The organism is Fibrobacter sp. UBA4297 (assembly GCF_002394865.1).
Lineage (GTDB): Bacteria > Fibrobacterota > Fibrobacteria > Fibrobacterales > Fibrobacteraceae > Fibrobacter.
Map to the genome: position 1 here is coordinate 259898 of NZ_DGUZ01000009.1, position 24214 is coordinate 284111.

The 24214-nt window shown below is 46.5% G+C and carries 18 protein-coding genes; 9 read left to right on the forward strand and 9 right to left on the reverse strand.

What is annotated here, in order from left to right:
• Positions 1 to 2: 2 nt before the first annotated feature.
• From B3A20_RS04380 to B3A20_RS04405, 6 genes are all read right to left on the reverse strand, one after another.
• Positions 3 to 518 carry an adenine phosphoribosyltransferase gene (locus tag B3A20_RS04380; RefSeq protein WP_290762324.1) on the reverse strand — a complete coding sequence of 172 codons (516 nt, stop codon included), beginning with the start codon at positions 516 to 518 and terminating at the stop codon, positions 3 to 5.
• Between the two features lie 121 nt (positions 519 to 639).
• Positions 640 to 1524 (reverse strand): TIGR01212 family radical SAM protein, encoded by an 885-nt coding sequence (locus B3A20_RS04385; RefSeq protein WP_290762326.1) that lies wholly within the window; start codon positions 1522 to 1524, stop codon positions 640 to 642.
• Positions 1525 to 1541: 17 nt separating this feature from the next.
• The gene (locus B3A20_RS04390) at positions 1542 to 2159 is read right to left on the reverse strand and encodes a hypothetical protein (protein WP_290762328.1); all 618 of its coding nucleotides are present in this window, start codon (positions 2157 to 2159) and stop codon (positions 1542 to 1544) included.
• Positions 2156 to 4720, reverse strand: coding sequence for a hypothetical protein (locus B3A20_RS04395; protein ID WP_290762329.1), 2565 nt, complete (start codon positions 4718 to 4720; stop codon positions 2156 to 2158). The genes B3A20_RS04390 and B3A20_RS04395 overlap by 4 nt, the downstream gene beginning before the upstream one ends.
• Positions 4713 to 6959 carry a hypothetical protein gene (locus tag B3A20_RS04400; RefSeq protein WP_290762330.1) on the reverse strand — a complete coding sequence of 749 codons (2247 nt, stop codon included), beginning with the start codon at positions 6957 to 6959 and terminating at the stop codon, positions 4713 to 4715. The genes B3A20_RS04395 and B3A20_RS04400 overlap by 8 nt, the downstream gene beginning before the upstream one ends.
• The gene (locus B3A20_RS04405) at positions 6950 to 8263 is read right to left on the reverse strand and encodes a hypothetical protein (protein ID WP_290762331.1); all 1314 of its coding nucleotides are present in this window, start codon (positions 8261 to 8263) and stop codon (positions 6950 to 6952) included. The genes B3A20_RS04400 and B3A20_RS04405 overlap by 10 nt, the downstream gene beginning before the upstream one ends.
• Positions 8264 to 8497: 234 nt before the next feature.
• Between B3A20_RS04405 and B3A20_RS04410 the strand changes: the two genes are divergently transcribed.
• A complete protein-coding gene (locus tag B3A20_RS04410) occupies positions 8498 to 10144 on the forward strand; it encodes an endo-1,4-beta-xylanase (protein ID WP_290762332.1) in 1647 nt (548 codons plus the stop codon).
• 106 nt (positions 10145 to 10250) lie between these two features.
• Positions 10251 to 10436: a hypothetical protein gene (locus tag B3A20_RS04415; RefSeq protein WP_290762333.1), complete on the forward strand. Its 186-nt coding sequence runs from the start codon at positions 10251 to 10253 to the stop codon at positions 10434 to 10436.
• 6 nt (positions 10437 to 10442) lie between these two features.
• Here B3A20_RS04415 and B3A20_RS04420 read toward each other — a convergent pair whose 3' ends face one another.
• The gene (locus tag B3A20_RS04420; protein ID WP_290762334.1) at positions 10443 to 12572 is read right to left on the reverse strand and encodes a thrombospondin type 3 repeat-containing protein; all 2130 of its coding nucleotides are present in this window, start codon (positions 12570 to 12572) and stop codon (positions 10443 to 10445) included.
• Between the two features lie 250 nt (positions 12573 to 12822).
• Between B3A20_RS04420 and B3A20_RS04425 the strand changes: the two genes are divergently transcribed.
• The 5 genes from B3A20_RS04425 (at position 12823) to B3A20_RS04445 (ending at position 18204) form a co-directional block, all read left to right on the forward strand.
• Entirely contained in the window at positions 12823 to 13038 is a 216-nt protein-coding gene (locus B3A20_RS04425) for a hypothetical protein (protein ID WP_015732474.1), read from the forward strand.
• On the forward strand, positions 13035 to 15416 hold the full coding sequence (locus tag B3A20_RS04430; protein WP_290762336.1) for a LysM peptidoglycan-binding domain-containing protein: 2382 nt from the start codon (positions 13035 to 13037) through the stop codon (positions 15414 to 15416). The genes B3A20_RS04425 and B3A20_RS04430 overlap by 4 nt, the downstream gene beginning before the upstream one ends.
• A 110-nt stretch (positions 15417 to 15526) precedes the next feature.
• Positions 15527 to 16267, forward strand: coding sequence for an ankyrin repeat domain-containing protein (locus B3A20_RS04435; protein WP_290762337.1), 741 nt, complete (start codon positions 15527 to 15529; stop codon positions 16265 to 16267).
• Positions 16268 to 16356: 89 nt separating this feature from the next.
• Positions 16357 to 17187, forward strand: coding sequence for a dihydrodipicolinate reductase (gene dapB / locus B3A20_RS04440; RefSeq protein WP_290762338.1), 831 nt, complete (start codon positions 16357 to 16359; stop codon positions 17185 to 17187).
• Positions 17188 to 18204 carry an ABC transporter permease subunit gene (locus tag B3A20_RS04445; protein WP_014545089.1) on the forward strand — a complete coding sequence of 339 codons (1017 nt, stop codon included), beginning with the start codon at positions 17188 to 17190 and terminating at the stop codon, positions 18202 to 18204.
• Positions 18205 to 18461: 257 nt separating this feature from the next.
• Here the strand turns inward: B3A20_RS04445 and guaA are convergent, their stop codons facing one another.
• Positions 18462 to 20297 carry a glutamine-hydrolyzing GMP synthase gene (gene guaA, locus B3A20_RS04450; protein ID WP_290762339.1) on the reverse strand — a complete coding sequence of 612 codons (1836 nt, stop codon included), beginning with the start codon at positions 20295 to 20297 and terminating at the stop codon, positions 18462 to 18464.
• Positions 20298 to 20386: 89 nt separating this feature from the next.
• On the reverse strand, positions 20387 to 21925 hold the full coding sequence (locus B3A20_RS04455; RefSeq protein WP_290762341.1) for a leucyl aminopeptidase family protein: 1539 nt from the start codon (positions 21923 to 21925) through the stop codon (positions 20387 to 20389).
• A gap of 103 nt (positions 21926 to 22028) precedes the next feature.
• Between B3A20_RS04455 and B3A20_RS04460 the strand changes: the two genes are divergently transcribed.
• Positions 22029 to 23072, forward strand: a complete 1044-nt coding sequence (locus tag B3A20_RS04460) for a porin family protein (protein ID WP_290762343.1) — start codon at positions 22029 to 22031, stop codon at positions 23070 to 23072.
• Between the two features lie 6 nt (positions 23073 to 23078).
• Complete coding sequence (locus tag B3A20_RS04465; RefSeq protein WP_290762345.1) at positions 23079 to 24095, forward strand: calcium/sodium antiporter; 1017 nt, start codon at positions 23079 to 23081, stop codon at positions 24093 to 24095.
• Positions 24096 to 24214: the final 119 nt, after the last annotated feature.

A 24214-nucleotide genomic window follows, 5' to 3' on the forward strand; every position in this document is an offset into this window, starting at 1 on the left:
CTTTAAAACTTTGTCAGCGTTTCTACACGATAGCCGTCAAGAACTTCACGACCTTTAAGGTCTGCTAGTTCAATAACAAATGCAAAGCATTCAACCTTGCCGCCCATTTTCTCCACGAGATGGGCGGCTGCTTTTGCAGTGCCACCAGTGGCGAGTAGGTCATCAACGATTACCACGCGTTGCCCCGGCTTTATCGCATCCTTATGGACTTCCATACAGGCGGTTCCGTATTCGAGATTGTAAGTGACCTCGACGGTTTCGCGGGGGAGTTTCCCCTTCTTACGCTCGGGGACAAATGGTTTGTGGAAATGCTCTGCAATCGGAACACCAAACAGAAATCCGCGTGCTTCGAGCCCGACAACAACATCAAAATCTATGTTTTCAAGTTTCTTGTAAAATGCATCTAGGGTGAGCTTTAATCCATGGGGGTCCGCCAAAATTCCTGTGATGTCACGAAACAAAACACCCGGCTTTGGAAAATCCGGAACCGCAATAATGTAATCTTCAATACGTTTCATTTTCCCCTCTTTATTAAGACGAAAGAACGGGCTTACGCCCTATAGACGAGAGACGAAAGAAATTATAGTAAACAGCATTGACATTTTGGCCCCCTTACCACCAACCACTAATAACTATTGACTAATGACTATCTAACAATTTTTCGACTGTAGCAATAATCTTGTCGCGTTCCCCGCACCAGTTCGGTGCAATCAAGAGCTCGCTCGGGCTTTCGCCGCTGAATCGCTCAATCGCGATATCCTTGCCAATAATCTTGATCATCTCGGTAACCGCTTCGCAGTATTCCTCGAACGAGAGCAATTTGACTTCGCCATTGGCGTAATCCTGAGCCATGACCGTGCCGACCACAATGTGTAATGGGTGGATTTTGACAGCTGCAAGTTTCAAATCGTGAACGACTTGTGCCGTGTGCTTAAAGTCTTCCATCTTTTCGCCAGGGAGCCCGACAATCACATGCGTCGTTACCGTAAGGCCTGCCGCTTGGCAACGCTTTACGGCGTCTTCAAATTCCGCAAGCGTGTGCCTGCGGTTGATGCCTGCAAGCGTCAAGTCGTTTGCGGTTTGGAGCCCGATTTCAACGATAATCGGCTTTTTGCGGTTGAGTTCCGCAAGGTATTCAATCTTTTCGTCTTCAAGGCAATCTGGGCGTGTACCAATCGCAAGCCCTGCAATTTCTTTATGCTTAATAATCGGATTGATGATTTCGCGCAGATGTTCAAGCGGCGCGTGCGTATTCGTGTACGGCTGCAAGTAGGCGAGGATGCCCGCATTCGGATACTTGTCGCGAAGCTTCGGAACGTACTTTTCGAGCTGTTCCTGAATCGAGACTTTAGCCTCGTCAAAAACAGGGCTAAAGCTGCGGTTGTTGCAGTAGCTGCAACCCGAAAATCCCTTAGTTCCGTCGAGGTTCGGGCAACTCATGCCGCCATTGAGCGGGAGTTTGCGCACCTTGAGGTAATTGGGGAACAGTTCCAAAAGTAATTCGCGATAAGGTTTGTAATGCATGTCTTTAATATAGTATTTTAAGGTTCACCACCGTAAATGATATAATCGCCATTGGCTTTGACAAACTTGATGTTGTAATTTTCGTGCTTAAATTTGTAAGTCGGTTTTTGGCTTAGGAATTTGCCTTTTTCGATCTTATAAAAGCAATTGTCAATTTTCACGTAATTTCCAACGAATTTAGGCGATTCTGCAGAGTTTTCTTTTGGGCAATGGTCTATTTCCAGTGTGTCGAGATTTTTCTTTTTATTGTCCTGCAAGATTATGGCGCAAGCTGTCGAATATTCAACTATTTTTTCTATTTGCCTGCTATACTGATCCGTAGAGTCTAACTCCGGTAACTTTTGGATAGAACCATCATGTTTGCTTATGTCATAAGAATTCATCTGTACCCAATAGTAATGAGATTCAACTGTTTTATGGAAATCATCATCATATCCCATTAAGTGGTTATCATGTTCAGTTCCCCATTGTTCTAGGGTAACCTTGACAATAGCGATAGAATCATTAACTAGACCTACAAATTGCCAATTGTGAGCTTCTTTTTCAATTTCATATTCATACATATAACACCCAGACCAAAACAATGCAGGCAAAAGCGCCCAAACTAGAAGTAAACTCTTTAAAAATTTTTTCATGGTTTCCTCCCGTCATTGATGCAGACCACCTGAACCATAGGGTAAAGGTCTTTAGGGCATTCGACAATGCCACTTGCAACAACTTGATTGCTATTGGATTTCACATATTCAAGGCAGTATTGTGTCTTTGAATCTTTTTCTGTGCTTGTCCATACAAGAGCGTAGTTTGCTGAAAAACTCCCTTTTTTACCATTGTTCATTTTCTGCTGCACTGCGGTAAAGCGCTCGTTTTTGAATGAAGCTGCATAATTGCTAATGGACAATTCTTCGGCACTTGGAATATGTGTGCCTTCTGGGCAAAAGCTTTTTGTTTGATTCCAAGTTGCGTATGAATTTTGGTTGTAATTGGTGAAATTGATTTCGATGTCGGATTCATCCCAATTTGAAACGCATTTTAATTCAGGTAATGTCGGGGTGGGGCATTGTGTGGATTCAATGATTTTATTTTTCCAATCGGTAAAGTATTTGTCAAAGGAATCGCTTTTGTTTGTAATGCTGTCTAAAGAAACAGTTTTATTTTCTGCAGCGGCACGAATGACGGTTACATTATTCCCCTCTAGAACGTCGTATTCATCACCTTTGGGTGATATAGCTTTTTTCAGATAGAGTGTTATGTACTCTATACTACCACTTAATGAAGAGGAACCATACGAAAATGTTAATGTCCATCCGTTTACTTTATAGTTTTTCAAGCTATCATAAGTGCCACCTGCGAAATCTTCAGGGCTCTTAAATTTGGTAAGAGGGTTGTTGTAATTGTTCCAAATTACTTTACCCCATCCGTAGTTGGCTTCTGTATAGCTATCAACACACCCGTAGAATGTTGAATCTATTTTATCCCAGAATATAGATGAGTTGGCGGGGCCGTTTTTGCACATGTCTTTGGAATATTTGTTACGCTCCATTGCTTTACTGACTTTAACTTCAAAATCTTGGGCATATTGCCATATTGGGTAAACGCATTTATAGCCTACACCATCAAGCTCAAAAACTTCACCATTGTTTTCTTCTTCGCAAAAATAATCGTTCTGTATAGGGATAGAAAGTTCTTCTTTTAACGCTACAGACCAATAGTAATTTGGTTGGTCTTTACAAATGTAATAGGTATCGCCGTATTTTTTTGCGTAATGAACAAATCCTTTTGTGCATATATCGCCGTAATATTGTGGTATTGGAATTTCAGTCCATTTGTCATTGCAAATGAAATACCCGACAGAATCGTGCATGGCTTTGTTGTTGGTTCTAGATTTGTTGCAGTATCCCAAGTAATACGAAATCTTGTCTACTTCGGTCCAAATACCGTCGCGGCATTGATAATACTTGTTATCCATAATGGTTGATCTTCCAAGCGAGTTGTCTTCATCGCACAAGCCGACTTTATTTTTGAGGTAGACGTCCAATGAATTGCGCCATTTGTAGTTCTCGGAAACACTGTTTTTCCAAATGAATTTGTTGTTTTCGTAGACGCATGCAAAATTCTTTGAATTATAGTTGATGTATGTGCCTTCTAAAATTTTATCACAGCTGATGTTCTGATAGGGGAGTGCTTGTTCCCCTGACATTACGTTCCATTTTGTCTTAGCTGAATCACAAGTCCATACGAGACTATCTTGAATGACGGTATCTTTTCTGTCGTACGTGCATAAGCCATTTACTGCTTCTACATCGTTAAATGTGCGCCAATAATATGTCTTGTTTTTGTAATCGCACAAGAATTTCTTTTTATTGTAAACGCTTTCTTTGTTTGAAATTATCGTTGTGTCTTGAAAATGGGTGCTGTCACAACTTCCGAGTCCAAAAGCTTTCGTCCAATAATCGGCGTAAATGATGTCGGGATCGTGTGCAAAAGCCATGTCCGCAATTTCTGTTTCCGAAAGAATATCTTGCCATGTTTTTTCGCTGCCGACTGCAGAACGTAATGATTTGTAGTTCTTGTAAAAAGCGCTATCGCTCTTTTCAACCGTGCTTATCATATTGACATGTTGATTCAGTTTTGCAAGATGCTTGCTGCTTGAATCTTGCTCAAAATCTATAATCTGCTTGTTGTTGTAATCCAGAAGTTCAAAAATTTCTCGGAGTACTTTTTCTTTAGCACGGGCGAGATAAAATCCGTCTTCTTGCACGAGTTCTTTGATACGTTCGCTTGCCAACGCCATGGGCAGATTTAATGTTGGTCTTGGATTCTTATCAATATTGATGTATTCAACAAAATCCATTTTAAGCTTGCTAGAAGAATCGTTATAAGCGCAAGTATACTTGATGCGTACGATTGACGATGCAAAATCGTCGTAATCCGATGAAAATGTAATGGTGCCGTTTCGCTCTTTTTTCAATGACGCTTTTATCGTCGCTATGGAATCAAGATTTTCATCAACAACATCAATGTCTATTTTAACAGGAATAAGCTTGTTGTTTAGGCTGAATTTGCCTTGAAGCGCCAAGGTCCGACTTTCAACATTTTCATTGCCTTCAACATAATGAATGCTAGAACCTGCTGAATTGTCGTCGCTACAAGAGATGAGGAAAATTCCTAAGCAAAGAATCAAGAAATATCTAATCATTTGATTCACCATCCTTAATGCATAATGTTTGTACGCCTGGATACAAGTCTTTGGGGCATTCAATTATTCGGCTTGATGTGTTTTGGTTGTTTTCAGAATGATTTTCGATACAGTATTGGGTCGTTGAATTTACGGGAGTCTTTGTCCAGTAAATATCGTAGAGGTATGTTTTCCCGTTGTAACGTACGTATAATGGGCTGTCGTGGTAAATACTTGCGTTTATCGGAAGTGCATTTAACGAATCCGTCCTCCATTCGGTTGTATCGGGAAGGTGGTAGCCTTTAGGGCAGAATTTATCGGCTGTAGCAAAATCCATATAGGATTCTTCGCCTACGTTTGTCAATTGAGTGATATAGGCAGGGTAGGCGCTTTCGGGGTGCGTGTACTGTTCCATGAATTTGTCAAAGCTTTCGCTTTGGTCAGGCAGATTTTTAAAGTCTATAGTCTTGTCTCCTCGTAATCCTGAAAGGTAAGGGCGAGTCTTTTTGAAAAATGCTCCGTAGGGGTGCGAATTAATATTTGCCGTAACATTTATGACGTCGAATAACCCTGCAATCCATCCAGGTCTTTGCGAAGCTTTAATCGTAAAATCGTCTATTTCCTTTTCAAGGGTGTCGTTACTTATGAATACGCCTCCATCAAATATTCCTAATCCATAGTGCTCTTGATTTTGAATGCCCATGGATTTCCAACTGTGCGTATCGTTATTGCAGTAGAAGTAGTTTGAGTTGTTCCAATATATCGCAGTTCCTTTGGTGCCATTCTTGCATTCATCTTTGTGGGCTAATTCGTGTTCGTACAGTTTTTTCTCATAGTCCAAAAGTTTTGTCCACGAATAATGATTGCAGGTAAAGTATGAACCTTTTTCTTCCTCGGTAATTCCTTGTGTGGAATCTGTGCAGAATTTGCCATTCTTTTGGTACTGCGCAACACTGTCCTCTGGAATTTCAAGCCAAGCGTCTTGAATTACGAGCGAAACGTATTCGAATCTGCAACGGTAATATTTGTTGTCGTATTCAACAACTTGATGGTCATTGCATTTTAATAAGTCTTTGACAGGCGGGAGAATTTCATCGTTATTTAAAAGGCGCCACGAATACTCGTAATTGCACATGAAGTAAGAGCCATCGTAGGTGACTATTTCACCTCTTTTGCCGAAATCTTCATGGTATTCTGGGGCGCTTACGGAAATCCATTTGGTTCCGTTGCAGCTGTAATATTCACCGTCTCCAAGTTTTGCTTTGGTGTGCTTTCTGTTGACTGTGCAGTTCCCAAATTTTTTGATAATAGGGTCTTTTGAAGTTGTATCTTTTTTTGTTGTATCAATTGCCGGTTTTTGTGGGATGGCTTTGCAGTCAATGTCATTTTTCCCTTGTGCAATCCATATGGCCATATTATAACGGAGCTGAGAAAAATCACGGTCTTGAGCGATGTTTTCGAGAACGGTCTTGTCGCAGCGGGATTCTTCAAGTCTATAATGGTCAATAAGCCGTTCCGAAATATCAGAAACAGATAAAATTTCATCCCAAGTCTTGTCGCTTCCTACAGCCTGCGAAAGTTTCTTGAAATTCTTGTAGAATGTGGAATCCCATGTGAAAAAAAGACTGTAGTTATAAGCAAGAGCTTCAAGTGTGTCCTTGCCGTATGGGGCATTACTAATGCCGTATTCGTGTTCAAGTTCTGGATCTAAAAGATTGTGTATTGCTTCACGAGTGTGTTGCCTTGCTATGTCAAAGTTTTCCTTCTGTTGTAAGAGCTTTTTCAAGTATCCGCTTTCTAGAGTTCTATAAAAATCAATATTGTAGTACTCTTTTTCGTTCATGTCAGCGATGATGGTGAACTGCATTTCGGTATTGTCTTTTGTGTCGCGGAATCGGCAAGTGAAATCCAGTTGAGCAAAAGGTCTATAAAAGTGAATTTCTGGAGCTTTGTATGTAAATTCTAGCCTGTTCCTTACAATGCGTGCTTCGATGGTTTGTGTTTTTTCAAAGTTTTCGTCCAGTGCGGATATTTCAAGTTTAATAGGCTCAAAAACGGATACTAGGTTGAATCGGCCTTCAAAAGCAATGTTTTCGTTGAATATTTGGCTTGTGCTACTTGTGATTTTAGAAGAGGACTTGCCGAAATTATCATCTAAATCTTCAAAATGTCCCGAGTAATAGGTATCGGAGCCGCAGGCTACAAGCAACACGGCATACGCAAAAACAACAAACTTCAACCATTTAAGATTTATTTCCATAACCCCTCAACATTTTTCAGCAATGCAGAATCAGGGACTCCGCCAGGATAAACTGAATCGATGATGTCTTTATCCCTAGTCCATGCGTAATAGGTCTGTTGTTGACCGAATAAAAATGCATCAGGCCATTCTTCGCTGGAATAGGTAAAGATTTGGCACAGGTAAAGAGAATCGTTGTAAATGTAGGTCCTGTTAACAGTTTCTTTACTGCAAGGAATATGTCTGTGCTTAAGAATGATGTTTACGTCATTAGTCTTTTCCCATCCTTCTAGGCCGCAAGTGTAAATGACGGAATCAATTTCTCCCACTTGGGGATTGTATTTGTTTATGATTCCAGGCCTTAATTCGAATGGATTGCATATACCCATTTTTGCTTCTTCGGGTTCACGGATTCTCCAGTGTTGCCATTTGATTCCACCTTGTAGCATTCTCCCTGCACAAACAAAAACGCTATCATAAAATTCACTACGGCGGTTGGCGTTTACAAGAGTATCACCGATGTGGTTGTCATTGCAAACTTCCATGCCGTAAATGCTTTCCCAAAAGTTTGGATAGAAATCATGGTAATTATAAAAGATGTTTATTCCTGGAACATTGTCCCAACTCATGTTTTTAAATGTACGGACCAAAGCATCTGCGGCTCGGACGCGAAATAGCGTATCGCCCCATTCGCCATCGCGAATTGCATCTTGCAATTCAAGAAAATCACTATAAAATACAGAATCAGAAAGGAAATAACGACAGTAAACGTAGGGGAGTTGGATTGGACACATCGAGGAAACGTTTGGCTTACATCTGTCTCTTTCAAATCCTTGGTCTGAATTTCCAAAATCTTTCATATTGTCATACGCTTTTGTCGTTGCATCTTCGTACGACATGTTTTTTTCGCGTAAAAAATATTCGATAGCTTTTGATGCTGCTGCTGTATAGATATTCAAAATCGGTTTTGTTGCATTCATGGGGGCAAAACTGGAAAATTCCATTTTTGTTGTATCGTTCTCGCTGATAGCATGGGCAAAAGCTGTAATTTTGGCATATTCACCATATTTGAGAGGTGCCGTTTCGAATAAACATGGAGAGCCGCTAAAACATCGCTTTCGTGTTTTGACTGTTTTTTCGATTATATGATTTTTTGAAAAAACGATAATATTAACGGAATCGGGGATAATTCGATTTTCCAGATAAAGTTCTATGGTGTATTGTTTTAAATCTTCAGGTTGTGTTATGCCGGAACTATCGCCACTATCGCATGCGGCGAATAAAGCAAAAAACAAAGACAACATTATTAATCGTAACATATCCATAATATAGATATTGCTTGAAAAATATACGATCCTACTCATCTTTTGAAAATTACATTTCATCAGAAAAAAATGTAATAACGTAATTACAAACACGTTTCACGCGCTATGTAATCAATACACTTGCTACACATTTTGCAACATTTGTATTTTAGTGGAACCAAAAAACGCCCAAAATCACTCGAAAAACGCCGTTCAAGTATATATTTAGGTTAGAAACATTGAATTGAGGTTTTCATGATTTTAAAGAATAAAGCTCTTGCGATTGCGGCGACCGTTGCCATGGCGCTTTCTGTGCCGTCTTTTGCACAGTTGAACAATGGCGATATGGAGTATGGTGACGGCGGCTGGTATCTGTGGAACAATCCTGACGGTCCAGCTGTAGCTGAATCGCAGATTGCCGTGCAGGGACTCGGTGTCGATGGTTCCCAGGGCGCTAAGGTCGTCGTGAAGGAACTTCCGAATCCGTGGTGGGGCTTGCAGCTCCAGCCGCCTAAATTCTTGGCGGACTCCGGTTTTTATAAGCTCTCGTTCAAGGCTAAGGGCAACATGCCCATCAATTCCGTGGTGCAGGGCGGTCCTCCGGACTATCGCCAAAAAGAAAGCGCTTCGTTCGATTTGACAGACAAGTGGCAGACTTATGAAATGATTTTCCTTGCCGACCAGAAGGGTTACGGCCTCAACAACATTACGTTCCAGATTGGTCTTAAGAAGGGCTGGATCCAGCTCGACGATGTCGAAGTTGAAAAGATGGACGAAATGTCTGACCCGTCTTGGTATAACAATGCCGATGCCCGCATCGATAGCCTCCGCAAGGTGGATTTCACGGTCAAGGCAAATCCGGGCGAAAAAGTCCACGTGAAGCTGTTGCGCCATTCGTTCCCGTTCGGTACGGCGCTCGCTCTCTACGACACCAAGGATAGCACCGAAAATTGGTACCGCAATGCTGCCAAGAAGTACTTCTGGCATGGCGTCTCTGAAAACCAGTTCAAGTGGCCGGAATATGAACCGAAGAAGGGCAAGATCAAGCGTGAAGAAATGAAGGAATACACCGACTTCACGGCCCAGAATCACTGGAAGCTTCGTGGTCACGCTCTCATGTGGAGCCACCAAGGCTACGGTTTCGACAAGCACTATAGCAACAAGGGTAGCTGCGAAGAAATGGCTGAAAAGCTCAAGGCCCGTATCTACCGCGACCTCAAGGAATACAAGGGCAAGATTACCGAATACGACGTGTGGAACGAACCGATTCACGAATCCTGGACGTTCAACAAGTGCGGCTGGGGCATTCTCGACAGTGCCTTCATTTGGGCTCACAAGGCTGACCCGAGCGCATTCCTTTACATCAACGATTACAACGTCGTTGCTGCAGGTGAAACGGATCGCTATTATGGCTTGATCAAGGGTATGCTCGAACGCAAGGTGCCTGTGATGGGCATTGGCGTGCAGTGCCACTTTGGGCTGCGTCCTGTTATTCCGGGACTCATCAAGACTCGTCTCGATAAGCTTGCCTCTCTTGGCCTCCCGATCAAGGTCACGGAATTTGACGTGGGCGATTGGCAGGTCGGTATGAACGACTCCGAAGAAGTCCAGGCCGAAAAGTTCGAAACGTTTATCCGTACTGCATTTAGCCACCCGGCAGTGAACGGCATTGTGCTTTGGGGCTTCTGGGACAATCGTCACTGGGTCAAGAACGGCGGCATGATCGCTTCTGACGGTCGCGAAAAGCCTGCTGCAAAGCGCGTTTACGACTTGTGGCACAAGGTCTGGACGACGGACCTCTACGCTACCGCCGATGAAAATGGCGTTGCCAAGTTCCGTGGTTTCAAGGGCTACTACCAGGTCAACGCTGGTGACAAGAAGTTCCAGATTACCGTGAAGTAATTAATCATGTCATTCCCGCCGGAGCCTGTGCTGAGCGAAGTCGAAGTAAGCGGGAATCACCTTTTTTCAAGCCGCGTTATGCGGCTTTTTTACTATCTTGCTTTCCATGAAACAGAAAATCCCCGGAATCCTCTTTTTACTCGCCATGCCTCTTTCCGTCCTTTTGTATATCAAGGTGGAGGCTCTCTCTGGCTCGGAGATTCTCGGGCTTTTATCTGCAGTCGCGTTGTACGTCGTTGTCGCACTCGTCATCGCGTTCTTGTTCAATAATAAGGATGGGCGTAGACCATAGAATCTACTACTCATCCTTGATGTTGTACGGCAGAAGTCGCACGCCTACAGGGTTCAACTTCGTATGTCCGTGAGAATCCGCCGGTAATTGCGTTCCAAAGCCTGTTGCCTTGAGTCGTTCTTCCTTGATTCCCTTGTTTATTAGGAATTCGTAAATGACCGTAGCGCGAGCTTCCGATAGAGCTTGCGGGACCATCGCTTCGCCCGGCTTTACGCTGCACTGAATTTCAATAGCAATTTTCTTGTTGTGTCGCATGATAGATACGACATCACTGAACGCTGTGTACGAGGAATTCAACGGCTTGTCTGTCCCTTTATGGAAGGTAATTCGCCTTGCTATCTTGTCCAGGTTCAGCTTCTCGCGGATGGGACACCCATTTTCGTCAACGGCCGTATGCTCTAGCGTGTTGGGACAGTTATCGAGATAATCGACTACTCCGTCCTTGTCAGAATCTATAGGGCATCCGGCTTTGTCTACTGGGGCTCCGTCGGGAGTTTCGGGGCATCGGTCGTCCTCGTTGAACACTCCATCACGGTCAAAGTCTAATCTACATCCGATGCTGTCTACAGCAACGCGTGACGGCGTATTTTCGCATTTGTCCATAAAGTCCGGAATGCCGTCTTCATCAGAGTCGATTGGGCAACCGTACATATTTACAATTTCATTCGGGGCGCTACTTGGGCACCTGTCCCATTCATCTGGAACACCGTCTTTGTCGTAGTCCATAAAGCAGCCGTACTTGTTAACTTTGAGTCCTGCTGGTGTATTCGGGCAAGAGTCTAGCGCGTTTGGCACTCCGTCTTCGTCTGTATCGAGGATACACCCTTGTTCGTTGACTTCTTCACCCGCTTGGGAATCGGAACACTTGTCTAGTTCATTTGGAATGCCATCATTGTCGTTGTCGCGAATGCATCCAAATTCATCAACGGGGTAGCCTTCCTTTGTATTGGAACATTTGTCCTTGTAATCTGGAACGCCGTCGCGGTCGTTATCGAATGGGCAGCCGTTTTCGTCGATAAGTACTTCTGCAGGCGTATCCGGGCACTGGTCCAGGTCGTCTGCAATACCGTCACTGTCGGAGTCTGGTGCGCAACGGTACTTGTTTTCTTTAAACGTGAGGCCGGACTTGGGGCATGCGTCCATCTTCTTTTTAAAGTTCTCAATCCTTCCGCTGAGGTCGAACGTTCGGCTAAGCTTGATGGAGGCTGTAATGGGGGAACTTCCGGGAACGGTGTACGAATATTCGTGACCTTTGTTCTTTGTGGTAATGGCGTGGCCATGGCGCAGTTTCCGCTTTCTGAAAAGGTCCATGCCAAGGTCTGCACTGATAGAGAGCGTTGTGAATTTCGGGAGCCGCACTTTCAGTCCCGGCGAAAATCTCAACTGGTCGTTCAGGAATCCGTTAAAGACGTCCCTGGTGCGAATCCAGGTTTCTCCAGATGCTTCAAGAACAAGCGATACCCATTCGTAAGGGAATATGTTGAATCCTATACCCCATACAAAAACGTTCTCTCCATTTTCAATGTTTCTCAGGACGCCCGCGTAGTTGTTCCAGTTGAGGTTCCTGTGGATGTTTAATGTCATGTAGAGCGTTCCGGCAATGGTATAGTCTGCCGAGGAATATGAATGCGTGATGTCGCCTTTATGGATGTACCAGAGGTGTCTCGGACGGAGTCCTTTCTCGTTTGTCCCGCTAGGAATAAAGACTTCAAGTGCTGCGGCGAAGTTAAACAAGTCTCTTAACGACTGGTTTGGGAGTTGAGCCTTGACCATCAGTCCAAGGTCGCCAAAGCCAAGCCCCTTGAGCCTTGTTCCGCCTGCGTCGCCGTCATAATGGACGCTCACGTGGAGTCCGACATCCAGAAAGTCAAGAATTCCATAGCCTATAAATCCAAGAACCGTATTCGATGGGGATGGAGTCAATTTCCTGTGGTTGCCGTTTTCGTCGACGAGGAATCCTTCGATGCTAGCAGGCTTGTTGCTGCTTGCCATCTCGAATCCGCCCAAGACAAAAAGATCTCCGGGGTTGAGCGTACGCGCGCTAGGAACGTGAATTCCGCTGCTATTGAACGAAAAACCGGATTGCGCAAAAGCAAAAACGGCGCTAAAGAGTAGTGTAAACAGAAATCGTTTCATTTTTCGATAAGAATTTAGACATTTTTTCACTTTAACTGTTTGCATTTTAAAATTTATGTATATATTTCACTTCCGAAGTGAGAAACAAGAACTCCGCAAACAAATTGCCGTCATGGCATAGAAAGTCGCAAACCGCGTACAAGGTGAACAGGGTGATTATCATTCTGCAGATTGTTGCTGCACTTGCGATGTGCGGGGTTATTCTTTATGGTATGAACAGATTGATGCAATAAACTGGAGGAAAGCTTATATGAACAAGGCTTACTATTGTGGTCGTCGTCCTAAGAGTGATGCGTTCGATGATACCCCCGATCCGACCTACTTGGGCGAAGAAGATGATTTAATCAAGGAAGAAGAAGAACCGCAGGAAGAAGAAGTTGACGAAGAAGTCGATTTTGACAAGCCATCCTTTGGCCGTAACCCCATTTGGTCTGACTACGGCGAGGATATGGATTTCGACCAGTGATATGGTCAAATAAAGTTCTTCGACTCGGCATCGCTCTTGCTTTTTTAGTATTGGTCGCCTGCGCTCCGAAGCAGGCGAAACTTGCCGCGTCATCTCAGGGGAAACCTCTCCAGGCGGAGAAGGTTTCCATTGGTGTATCTGCTCCAAATCCAGGAAAAGAAATCGTCGGTGATTCTACAAGGCCGTCTTGGGTCTACTATCAGTATGGCTTGCAGGCTATTGATAACAATGAATGGGCTGTTTCCAAGCATTATCTCGAGGAATCGCTCCGCTTGCTTGTAACCGAAAAGTACGACTCGACAAAGAGCCGTCTTTCGCGTTCTGAAGATTCCATTTACAAAATGCAGATGCCGGTGCGCATTGTGCAGGCTTTGGAAGATGTGTACCCGAACCTCTCGGAACAGGATGACAATGATTCCACTTCTGCCGACAGTCTTTCTATTGAAGGCGTAGACGCTTACGACGAAAATGCAGCCGATAGCGCTTCAATCCGTGTAATCGAAAATTTTCTGGATACCGTAGATGCCGGGCGTTTCTCGCTCCCGATTCGCTTTAACGAGCGCGTCATGCAAGAAATCTACTACATGACCAATTCCGCCCGAGGCTTTATTACAAGGTCGCTTTCCCGTAAGACGGCTTATGACTCCCTGATTTACGCCAAGCTCGCCCAAAAGCGCATGCCGCGAGACCTTATTTACCTCGCTTTGGTGGAATCCGGCTTTAATGTAAAGGCCTATAGCCGTGCAAAGGCCGCGGGTATGTGGCAGTTTATTCCAGAAACGGGTATCCGCTATGGCCTCGATGTGGATTTTTGGGTCGATATGCGCCGCAACCCGGAACTTGCGACTGATGCGGCCTTGAGTTACCTTTCTGCCCTGTATTCTGAATTTGGGGACTGGCTTTTGTCGATGGCCGCCTACAACTGCGGTGAAGGGCGCATTCGTCGTTTAATCCGTGAAAAGAAGGCCGATTCTACATGGGGAAACCGTCCGGTTACTTACTGGGACTTGCAGCTCCCGCAAGAGACGATGCACTATGTGCCGCGAATTCTTGCCGCTATGGTCATTGGGCATTACCCGAACCATTACGATGTGACTATCACCAAGCGCCAGTTGCCTGTGTACGATACTGTGACTGTCTATGATTCATTCTCGCTCGATGAAATTGCGAAGTTCCTCAAGGTCCCGGAAGATACACTCCGCACGTTGAACATGGAACTTACGATGTGGTGTACGCCGCCAAACCGTGATGCCTACTTGCTTCGCTTGCCGTATGGGACACGTGCTGCATTTGTGCAGAACTATGACCGCATGGAAAAGAACGGCTTCACAAGCTGGAAACAGCACAAGGTGCGCAAAGGTGAATCTGTAGGGACGATTGCCCAGCAGTATGGCGTTCGCGTTGCTGAAATTCAGCGTGCCAACGACATGAAAAAGACCAAGCTCAAGCCGGGCCGTACGCTCCTTATTCCGGTGAAAGTCGCGCCGCGCAGGTCTACGGGTAAAAAGCCGACAAAGGTCCGTACTTACGTGGTCCAGCTAGGGGATAATCTGGGGTCTATTTCAAGGCGTTTTGGTGTTTCTCAGGAATCGTTGCGCGTATGGAACAACATTGAAACTGGTTATAATGTCAAAAAAGGCGATACGATTTATGTTTCCAAGCCCGATTTGAAGCCTACAAGTTTTGTGCAGCAGCGTGTCGCTCTGAAAAAAGGCGAAAAATATGTGGTCAAGGCGGGGGATACCTACGCCCAAATTGCAAAGAAGTATAAGGTTCCGGTGTTCCTCCTGTTGCAGGCAAACCAAGGCTTTACCAAGCGTTTGACCATTGGCGATTCTCTTGCCATTCCTGTTTATGTGCGTCCACCGCGCAAGATGTCCAAGGCTACAGACGAAGAATACCCTGTCGAACCTGCTAAGGCTGTAGAATCTTCGGATTCCAAGACTTCTAGAAAGTCTTCTAAAAAGACGGCCGATAAGTCGTCTGATTCGAAGTCCTCGAATTCTAAGTCTTCGAAAAAAGCTCCGGTCAGCACGACGATACTTTATACGGTCGAAGCGGGGGATAACTTGTACAGCATCTCGAAGAAGTATTCGACTACGGTGGCCGCCATCCGTGAAATGAACGATATGGGCAATTCTTCGAATATCAAGGTTGGCCAAAAGCTTAAGATTCCGGGCTCTGCAGCACCTGCGCCGAGCGCTCCTAAGGTTGAAGAGATTACTCACGTAGTCAAGAAGGGCGAGGGGCTTTGGGATATCTCGCGACAGTACGGTGTCACCATTGAAGATATTGTGAAGTGGAACGGACTGAAAGACACGAAAATCAAGATTAACGAGAAGCTAAAAATCAAGACGACAAAGAAAAAAAAGAAGTAGCTTGTTATTTTTGAAAAAAAATGTGTAAAATCGTGTTTTTTTTGGAATAAATTGAAAAAAATAGTGTAGTTTTAACTTGAAAAATTCAAAAAAAATCACTGGAGTAAAATATGAAGAAGAAAATCTTGGCTCTCTGTGCTGCTGGTCTTATTTTTTCTTTGACCGGTTGTGAAGAAACCATGGACCCGAATGATCCGCAGTCTGTTCGCAGATATTTGACGAAGAAGCAGATTGGCTTTACGCCGAACCAGTTCGTCTCTTACGCGGTTAATAGCGATACCGCCAAGATGACTTTGTTCCTCCAGGCTTCTTTCGAAATTGACCAGCCGGCAGATAACGGCAATAACGCAGTCGCCATCGCAGCCAACAAGGGCAACTTGATGGTGCTTAACTACTTGTTCGATCATGGTGCTAAGGCCAATGTCAACAACGGCAATGGTGAACCGGTTATCGATAACGCTGTCAATATGGGTAACAAGGAAGTGGTCGTCCGCCTCTTGGAACAGCTCAAGAAAGAAGGCGTTGAACCGCAGAACCTCGCTACCGCAGTGCTTATCGCCGCTAAGACGGGCAAGGCCGATATGCTCGAAGTGCTCGCTAACGCTGGCGCTCCGCTCGAAAACCGCAGCCCGGATGGCTATTTGCCGATTCATTGGGCTGTCAAGTCTGGTAACTACGACGCTATGATGTTCCTCATCAACAAGGGTGTCGATGTGAACGCCAAGTGCGGTCAGGGTTACTCAGTGCTCGACTGGGCTACGAACGAAGGTTATACTCGCCTCATCAAGGCTTTGAAGAAGCACGGTGCCAAGAATACTGCTAAGTATAAGATTGACTCTCGTGGCAGATAAGCGAATCTTTTCGGCTTGAATTTACAGGACGGGTCTAAAGCCCGCCCTTTTTTTCTATCTTGTCAAACGGAAAAACAATAGGAGATTTTATGTCCGTTCAAGTGATGGTTAATGGTATTCCGGGTAACATGGGCCGCATCGTGGCCGAAACTTGTGTTGCTCGCGGTTTGGAACTTGTCCCGTATTCTTTGACGGGTGAAATTATCGTCGAAAACGAAGCCGAAGTTGCAGGCAAGATTATCCAGCTCTTGAAGCCCTCCAACCGCGAAGCACGCATTGGCGAAGTGCTTGCCAAGTATCCGAACATGATTTGCATTGACTACACGCATCCGACGGCAGTGAACGATAACGCCGCCTTCTATGTGAAGCACAAGATTCCGTTTGTGATGGGCACGACTGGCGGTGACCGCGAAGCTCTCACAAAGCTCGTTGCCGATGCAAATCATCCGAGTGTCATCGCTCCGAACATGGCTAAGCAGATTGTCGCCTTCCAGATGATGATCGAATTCTTGGTTAAGGAATTCCCGACTGCATTCGAAGGCTACAAGCTCTCCGTTGTCGAAAGCCACCAGAAGACCAAGGCTGACACTAGCGGTACCGCCAAGGCTGTTGTTGGAGACTTCCAGAAGATGGGCTTTGACTTTTCTGTTGACGATATCGAAAAGGTTCGTAACGAAAAGGAACAGATGGAACGCATGCATGTGCCCGAAGAATACCTCGGCGGTCACGCATTCCACACCTACTGCCTCGATAGCGCTGACGGTACGGTTCACTTTGAATTCCAGCACAATGTTTGCGGCCGCAAGATTTACGCCGAAGGCACAGTCGATGCCGTGAACTTCCTCGCTGACCAGATTGCCGCCGGTACTGCAAAGCCGTTCAACATGATGGACGTCTTGCGTTCTGGAAAAATGAGATAAATGCGTTCTTATATCCTTCGTCGTTTGTTGCTAATGATCCCGACATTAATTGGGATTTCATTGGTGTGCTTTATCTTGATTCAGCTCTTGCCGGGTGGCCCTGTGGAAGAGCTGATTTCTCGTGCGCAACAGGCGGCTTCGATGAAGGGTGGCGTAGATGCTTCCAAGGCGCTCTCGCCGGACCAGATTGCGCAAATCCAGGCGTACTTTGGTTTTGACCAGCCTGCGTGGAAACGTTACCTCACATGGCTTTGGAACGTTTTGCATTTGAATCTTGGGGAAAGTTATACGTACGGGCTCCCGGTCTGGGACGTGATTGTAAGCCGATTCCCGATATCATTGTTCTTTGGTGTGACGTCGTTCTTCTTGAGCTACCTTATCTGTATTCCGCTTGGGCTCTGGAAGGCGGTGCATCACGGAAGCAAGCTTGATTCTTTTACGAGTGGTCTTATTTTCTCGGGTTACGTGATGCCGGGTTATGCGCTTGGCATTTTGCTCATCATCTTTTTGGCGGGTGGTTCGTACTTGGACATTTTCCCGCTCGGTGGGCTCACGAGCGATGACTTTGAGGATTTCACGTTCTTCGGGAAAGTGTTTGATTTGGCGCAACATTTGGCGCTCCCGATTTTCTGTTACATGATTAGCGAATTTGCGTTCCTCACGTTCCTCATGAAGAATTCTGCACTTGAGGAACTGGGCCGCGATTACATGCGAACGGCATTGGCAAAGGGGTTGAGCTTTAAGCAGGCTCTTGTGCGTCATGCACTCCGCAATGCGCTGATCCCAATTGCAACCCGCCTTTCTGAAATTTGCACACTCATGTTTGCAGGCGCGCTCCTCATCGAGAAGGTCTTTGATATCGATGGTATGGGTCTCTTGTATTACAATTCGATGGTCAACCGCGATTACAACGTGGTGATGGGAATTATCTTCCTCAGTAGCCTTATGGCGATGGTGGGCCGTCTCTTTAGCGATATACTTTATACGCTTGTCGATCCGAGAATTAAGTTCTCATAAATTAAACTTGTTTTAAATTGAAAAAATCCGAATGAGTTTGTCTCATTCGGATTTAAAATTTGTCGCGACTCTTGCCTTACTGACGCTTACGCCTACGGCTTCAGCGTCTGCTTGTTCGCCTCGGTCATAAAAATGAGCAAGCTTATTTTTGCGACACTCGGCTCCGCGCTACTCCCACGGCGCTTTCACTTTGTTCAAGCGCGTGTTCGCGCGCCTCGGCTATGAAAACATGCGAGCATGTTTTCGCAGCACTCGGCTTACTCCCACTCAATGGTTCCGGGCGGCTTGTGCGTCACATCGTACCACAGCGAGCCTGCGCCTTCGGCTTCGAACTTGCGCCAGAGACCGGCGAGCATTCCCTGGTCGATTTCGGCGAAGTTTGCGGTCATGGCTTCGGTGGAGTTCACTGGGCGCATCACGATGCAGGGCTTGTTAGCCGTGCGGAGCGGAACGAGCACAACCGGCATCTGCCAAATCTTTTCGTACAAGTCGTTTGCCTGCAAAAATTCGGTGCAGATGTTGTCGAACTTGCGGAGCGTATCGAAGTTTTCGCGGGTGGCGTACTGTTCGACAAGCTTCGGATCTTCATCAGCAACGCTACCAATCTGGTAAATCACGCGGTTGATGGCCTTGAAGCGGTTGGCAAGTTCAGTAGAGAACTTTTCGCATTCCTTCCAGCTTAAGCCCGGAGTGGTGATGAGGAACGGCTGTGCGTAGGTGCGACCGTCGCCCTGCACGCCCACGCTCTTGATGGGGAGCAGGCGGCCAGCAATTTTGTTCGCCTTCAGGTAGTCGGCGAGGGACTGACCTGCGGTGTCCTTCACGTCTTCGAACTTTACCATGTCGCTTGTGAGCTTGCCTTCGCTGCAGAGCAAACGAACGCCGAGACCCGGACCCGGGAACGGGTGACGCCACACGAGGTTGTGCGGAATGCCGAGTTCTTCGCCGAGTGCGCGGACTTCGTCCTTGTACAAGTCGGCGAGCGGTTCCAAGACGAGACCCTTTTCCATGAGGTCCAAAACTTCTTGCACGCGGTTGTGGTGCGTCTTGATCTTGTCTGCGTTCTTGGTGCCGCCGCTTTCGATGGTGTCGGGGTAGATGGTGCCCTGAGCCATCATCCATTCGTTCGGATCGAGGTTGAGCTTTGCCATTTCCTCGTCCTTGACCGTTAAGAATTCCTTACCGATGATGCCGCGCTTGGTTTCCGGAGCGGTTACGCCCTTGAGCTTTGCGAGGAAGTGATCGCTAGCGTCGCGAATCTTGAGGTTGTTCATACCTTCCTTCGTGAGGAAGTCCATAATCTTCTGGGATTCGCCGAGGCGCATCATGCCGTTGTCCACGTGCAGGCCGAGAACCTTTTCCGGTCCGAGCACGCGGTTCAAGAGCACGAATGCCACGGTGGAGTCCACACCGCCAGACACGAGCAAGAACACCTTGCGGTCCTTGACCTGGTCCTTGATGCGCTGCGTGATGAGCGGCAAGTAGCTCTTCATGTTCCAAGTCTTTTTGGCGCCCGTAAAGTCGACGAAGTTTTCGAGAAGCTTCATGCCGAACTTACTGTGCGTGACTTCGGGGTGGAACTGGATGCCGAAAATCTGGCGTTCAGGCTTATCGCTATCGAATGCGACAGCGGCGATTTCGCAGTCCTTGGTGCTTGCTACAATCTTGTAGCCTTCGGGGAGCTTTGTCACCTGGTCTCCGTGGCTCATCCACATCGGGGATGCCTTCGGGAGGCCCTTCAAAAGCGGGCACTTTTCGTCGCCGACAATGAGGTCTGCAATGCCGTATTCCTTGACCTTGCCCGGTTCCACGTGACCGCCCAACTGCTGGGCGATGAGCTGGTGACCGTAGCAGATGCCGAGCTTCGGCACCGGGAGGTTCAAAATTTCAGGATTGTATTCCGGAGCGTCAGCCGCATAAACGCTAGACGGACCGCCACTGTAAATGATGCCCTTCACGCCTTCGAGTTCAGAAACCGGGGCGGCGGGGGAGTGGATTTCGGTAAACACGCCAAGACGGCGTACACGGTTGGCAATCAAGTGAGCATACTGCCCACCAAAGTCCAAAACGGCAATAGTATCAACGTTTTTCATACATCTAAAAGATAGAAAAACCTTCAGAAATCTGAAGGTTTTTTAATACTCACTTTGAGGATTTGATAAGCTAATTATTTAAAATCCGCTTATGCATCTACAGCGACATATTCGCCATCTGTATCTTTGTTTGCGGCTTCTTCGCAAACTACGCCGGACATGCGTCTTGCTAGTTCAATGAGCGTTTGCACGCCGAATCCGGTGGCACCGAAATCGGTGTACTTCCAGGACTTGCTTACAAATGCCGTACCTGCGATATCCCAGTGCGTCCAGGCCGTGTTTTCAGGGACAAATTCCTGCAAGAAGAGAGCGGCGGCAATGGCACCAGCGTCGCTGCCTGTGTTCTTGAGGTCTGCAAAATGATCCTTCAAAGCGTCGGCGTATTCTTCTTCGAGCGGCATGCTCCAGAACTTTTCGCAGCAAGCTTCACCGCAGTTGATGACCTTCAAGGCGAGGTCATCGTCATTGCTGAAGAACCCGGCAACAGCGTAACCGAGAGCGCGAACCATGGCTCCCGTGAGCGTCGCGAGGTCGACAATGTGCGTTGCTCCGATGAGGCCTGCTTCTGCAAGGCCGTCCGAAAGCACCAAGCGGCCTTCGGCGTCGGTGTTGTCGACCATGACTGTCTTTCCGTTCTTGGCGGTAAAGATGTCGCCCGGCAATACAGACTTGTTGCCGATGGCATTTTCGGCGAGGCAGCAGACGGCGCTCACCTTAATCGGGAGCTCGAGCGTGGCGATGGCCTGGATGGCGGCAAGTACTGTTGCAGCACCGCTCATATCGCTAATCATCTCGGGCATGGATTTAGGCGGCTTGAGGCAGAGACCACCCGTATCAAACGTGAGGCCCTTACCGACAAATACCAAGTGGTCGGCGGAAGTGCGCGCATTTTTCGCTGCTTTCTTGGAGCTCTTGCTTCCATCGTAGCTAAGCGTAATCATGTACGGTTCGTGCGAGCTGCCCTTGCCGACAGTTACGTGTCCCATGAAGCCTTCCTTTTTGAGTTGCTTCATATTGCGCACCTTGATCGAAAGACCCGGAGTGTACTTTGCAATGGTATTTGCGTTTTCAACAAATTCAGCAGGAGTGAGGTCGCTAGAGCTTGTGTTGATCAAGTTCTTGGCGAGCACAATAGCCTTGTTTTCAATGGCGGCGACTTCTGCAATCTTCTTGAATTCCGCGGTATGTTCGCCGGCGACGAGTTCGAACGTGACCTGGAAGGCTTCCTTCTGTTTGCTCTTGTAGGCGTCGAACTTGTAGTCCGCGTAGTGCAGCCCGAGCAAAATACTCTTGAACTGTTCCGGTGCGGCATCGGCAAGCATGACGGAAACAACCGGAATTTGGCGCTTGCTTGCTTTCTTGGCGAGGCGGAATGCTGCCATGCGCAGGTGGTCAAGCGATGAAAGTCCGCGTTCCTTGGCGGCGTTTACAAAAATCGTCGGCTGGTTATCGATTTCCAAAAATTCGAGGTCCTCAAACGGACCGTCTTCCATGCCGTTCAAAACAGATTCTACTTGCTTTTCGGCTTCTTCCGAAAGCACATTGGAAAACTGGACTGATTTTTTGACGTAAAATAGGGCGTAAGCGTTTGCCTCACCCGATGCTGTAGATACAATATTTGTTTTCATATAGCCTAATCTAGTATTTTATAAACACGGAGCTTGTAATTTGCAATGGTTTTTCGATTATAAAAATACTATAATATTATATGATTACTATTGGAGGATTATTATGAATCTGAAATGTACTGGAATTTTAGCCGCCCTTGCGGTTTCTGCCGCGATGGCTCAAGATGCAGCTCCCGCTGCAACGGTCGCTCCTGTTGAACCTGCTCCGGTTGCAACTCCGGCTGCTCCGGTCGTTGCTCCTGCTGAAGCCGTAGCTTCGGAAGCGGCACCCGTTCAAGAAGCTGTATCTCAAGAATCTACTCCAGACAAGTTTACTGCTGTCGAACAAGAACTTGCTCCCGAAAATCTTTTTGCTGAACCTGCCGCCGTTCGCGGTGAAAATGCGGCAAAGCCAGTCGTCAAGCAGACGACAAAGAAGTTTGTTTACCGTCCTGTCTATTCGCCTGCCGAAATTGAATCGCGCGGTGGCTCGGTAAAGACCATTTATGTATCCGAACGAGTGAGTGCCGATACGATTGACATGGACCAGATGCGTGGACTTATTCCGCTTAAGTTTACGTTCGGTCTTCAAGGATTTATCGGTAGCGCATTCCTTTCTGGCGATAATGGGCGTTACGAATATGACCGTTATTCTGGCCTTGCCTGGAGTGTTGGCGCGTTCGCCGTGTTCCCTTTGGATGAATACAACATGGCCTTCAAAACGGGTGTGATGTTTGAACATGACAAAGTAAGTAACAGCTATAACGATGTTTATAAGGAAACTTATGGTGAATTCCGCGCAACGTTTAGCCAGTACCGGATTTCTGTACCTTTGCTTCTTTCTTTGAAGAGCGCAAAATCCAACCTCTTCTTTGATGTTGGTGTCCAGCCGTCTTTTGCAACTGCTGATGATTTCAAGCTCAAGTCTTCGGGGGTTGCATCGGACAAGGCTGTAAATATCAAGGAAGACATGATGGATAACGATTGCCGTTCTGTTATTGACTGGTCAATTGTCTTTGGCTTTGGCATTCGCGCTAACCGCTATGTCGGTTTTGAAGCACGCTTTAGCTGGGGCATCAACAACCAGTATGACGATTACGGAGCTTGGCCTATCAACAACCTCTCTTCGAAATCCATTTCCGTTGGTGCAACCTTCTACGCATTCTAACATAATATGATTCTTGCAATTGTGGCCATTGTCGTTGGCCTTGTTCTTTTGGTCTGGAGTGCAGACCGTTTTGTGGATGGAGCCGTCGGTGTGGCCCAATTTTTAGGCATGAGCACGTTCCTTATCGGGATGATTATTGTCGGTTTTGGAACCTCAGCGCCTGAAATGGTCGTTTCGATTTTATCGGCGATGAACGACGCTCCGCAGCTTGCTTTGGGGAACGCTTACGGTTCAAATATTGCAAACATTGCGTTAATCCTTGGCGTGACGGCGGTGATAACGCCTGTTGCCGTTAAGAAACAAGCGGTAAAACAGGACATTCCGATTCTCTTGGTGATGACTGTGCTTACCATTGTTTTGCTGATGGATGGAAATGTCTCGCTTTGGGATGGCGTTGTGCTTTTGCTTGCGTTTATCGTGGTGACTGCGTTCAACATTGCAATGGAATTGCGTGAAAAGCGCAAGCGGAAAAAATCCGCAGCGGCAGAACAGGACTTGGATTCCAAACCGGCAGAAAAGGTTTCAATCGTCAAGGCCGTGGCTTTGCTTCTGGTCGGGCTTGCTCTTTTGATTGTGAGTTCTCGAATGCTTGTGTGGGGCGCTGTTTACATGGCTCGTGCCCTTGGTGTGAGTGATTTGCTCATTGGGCTTACTATTGTTGCCGTTGGTACATCGCTTCCGGAACTTGCAAGCTCAATTGCAGCCGCCCGTCGAGGCGAAAATGACCTTGCTGTAGGGAACATTATCGGCTCCAATGTTTTTAACACACTTGTCGTGGTCGGCCTTGCTGCGGTCATTGCTCCGATTAAGGCAATGGATCCAGAAGTGATGGCGCGCGATGTGCCGATTATGACGGGACTTACTCTTTTGCTGTTCTTGATATGTTTACCGTTCTGGAAAAGCAAAAAGAAACGTTCTTCTCGCAAAAAGGATGAGCGCTTTGGTTTTGGTCGCATCGGCGGAGCATTGTTTTTGAGCCTGTATGTCGCTTATCTTGTGCTGCTTGGCGTAACGACAGTGTAATGCGTTGGAACCTCACCTTCGCGATGATGACGAGTTCTTAGATCCTTACGTTCCTTTGAATAACAAAAAGAGCGGCTTTGCCGCTCTCTTTCGTTTCTAACCACTAGCCACTAACCACT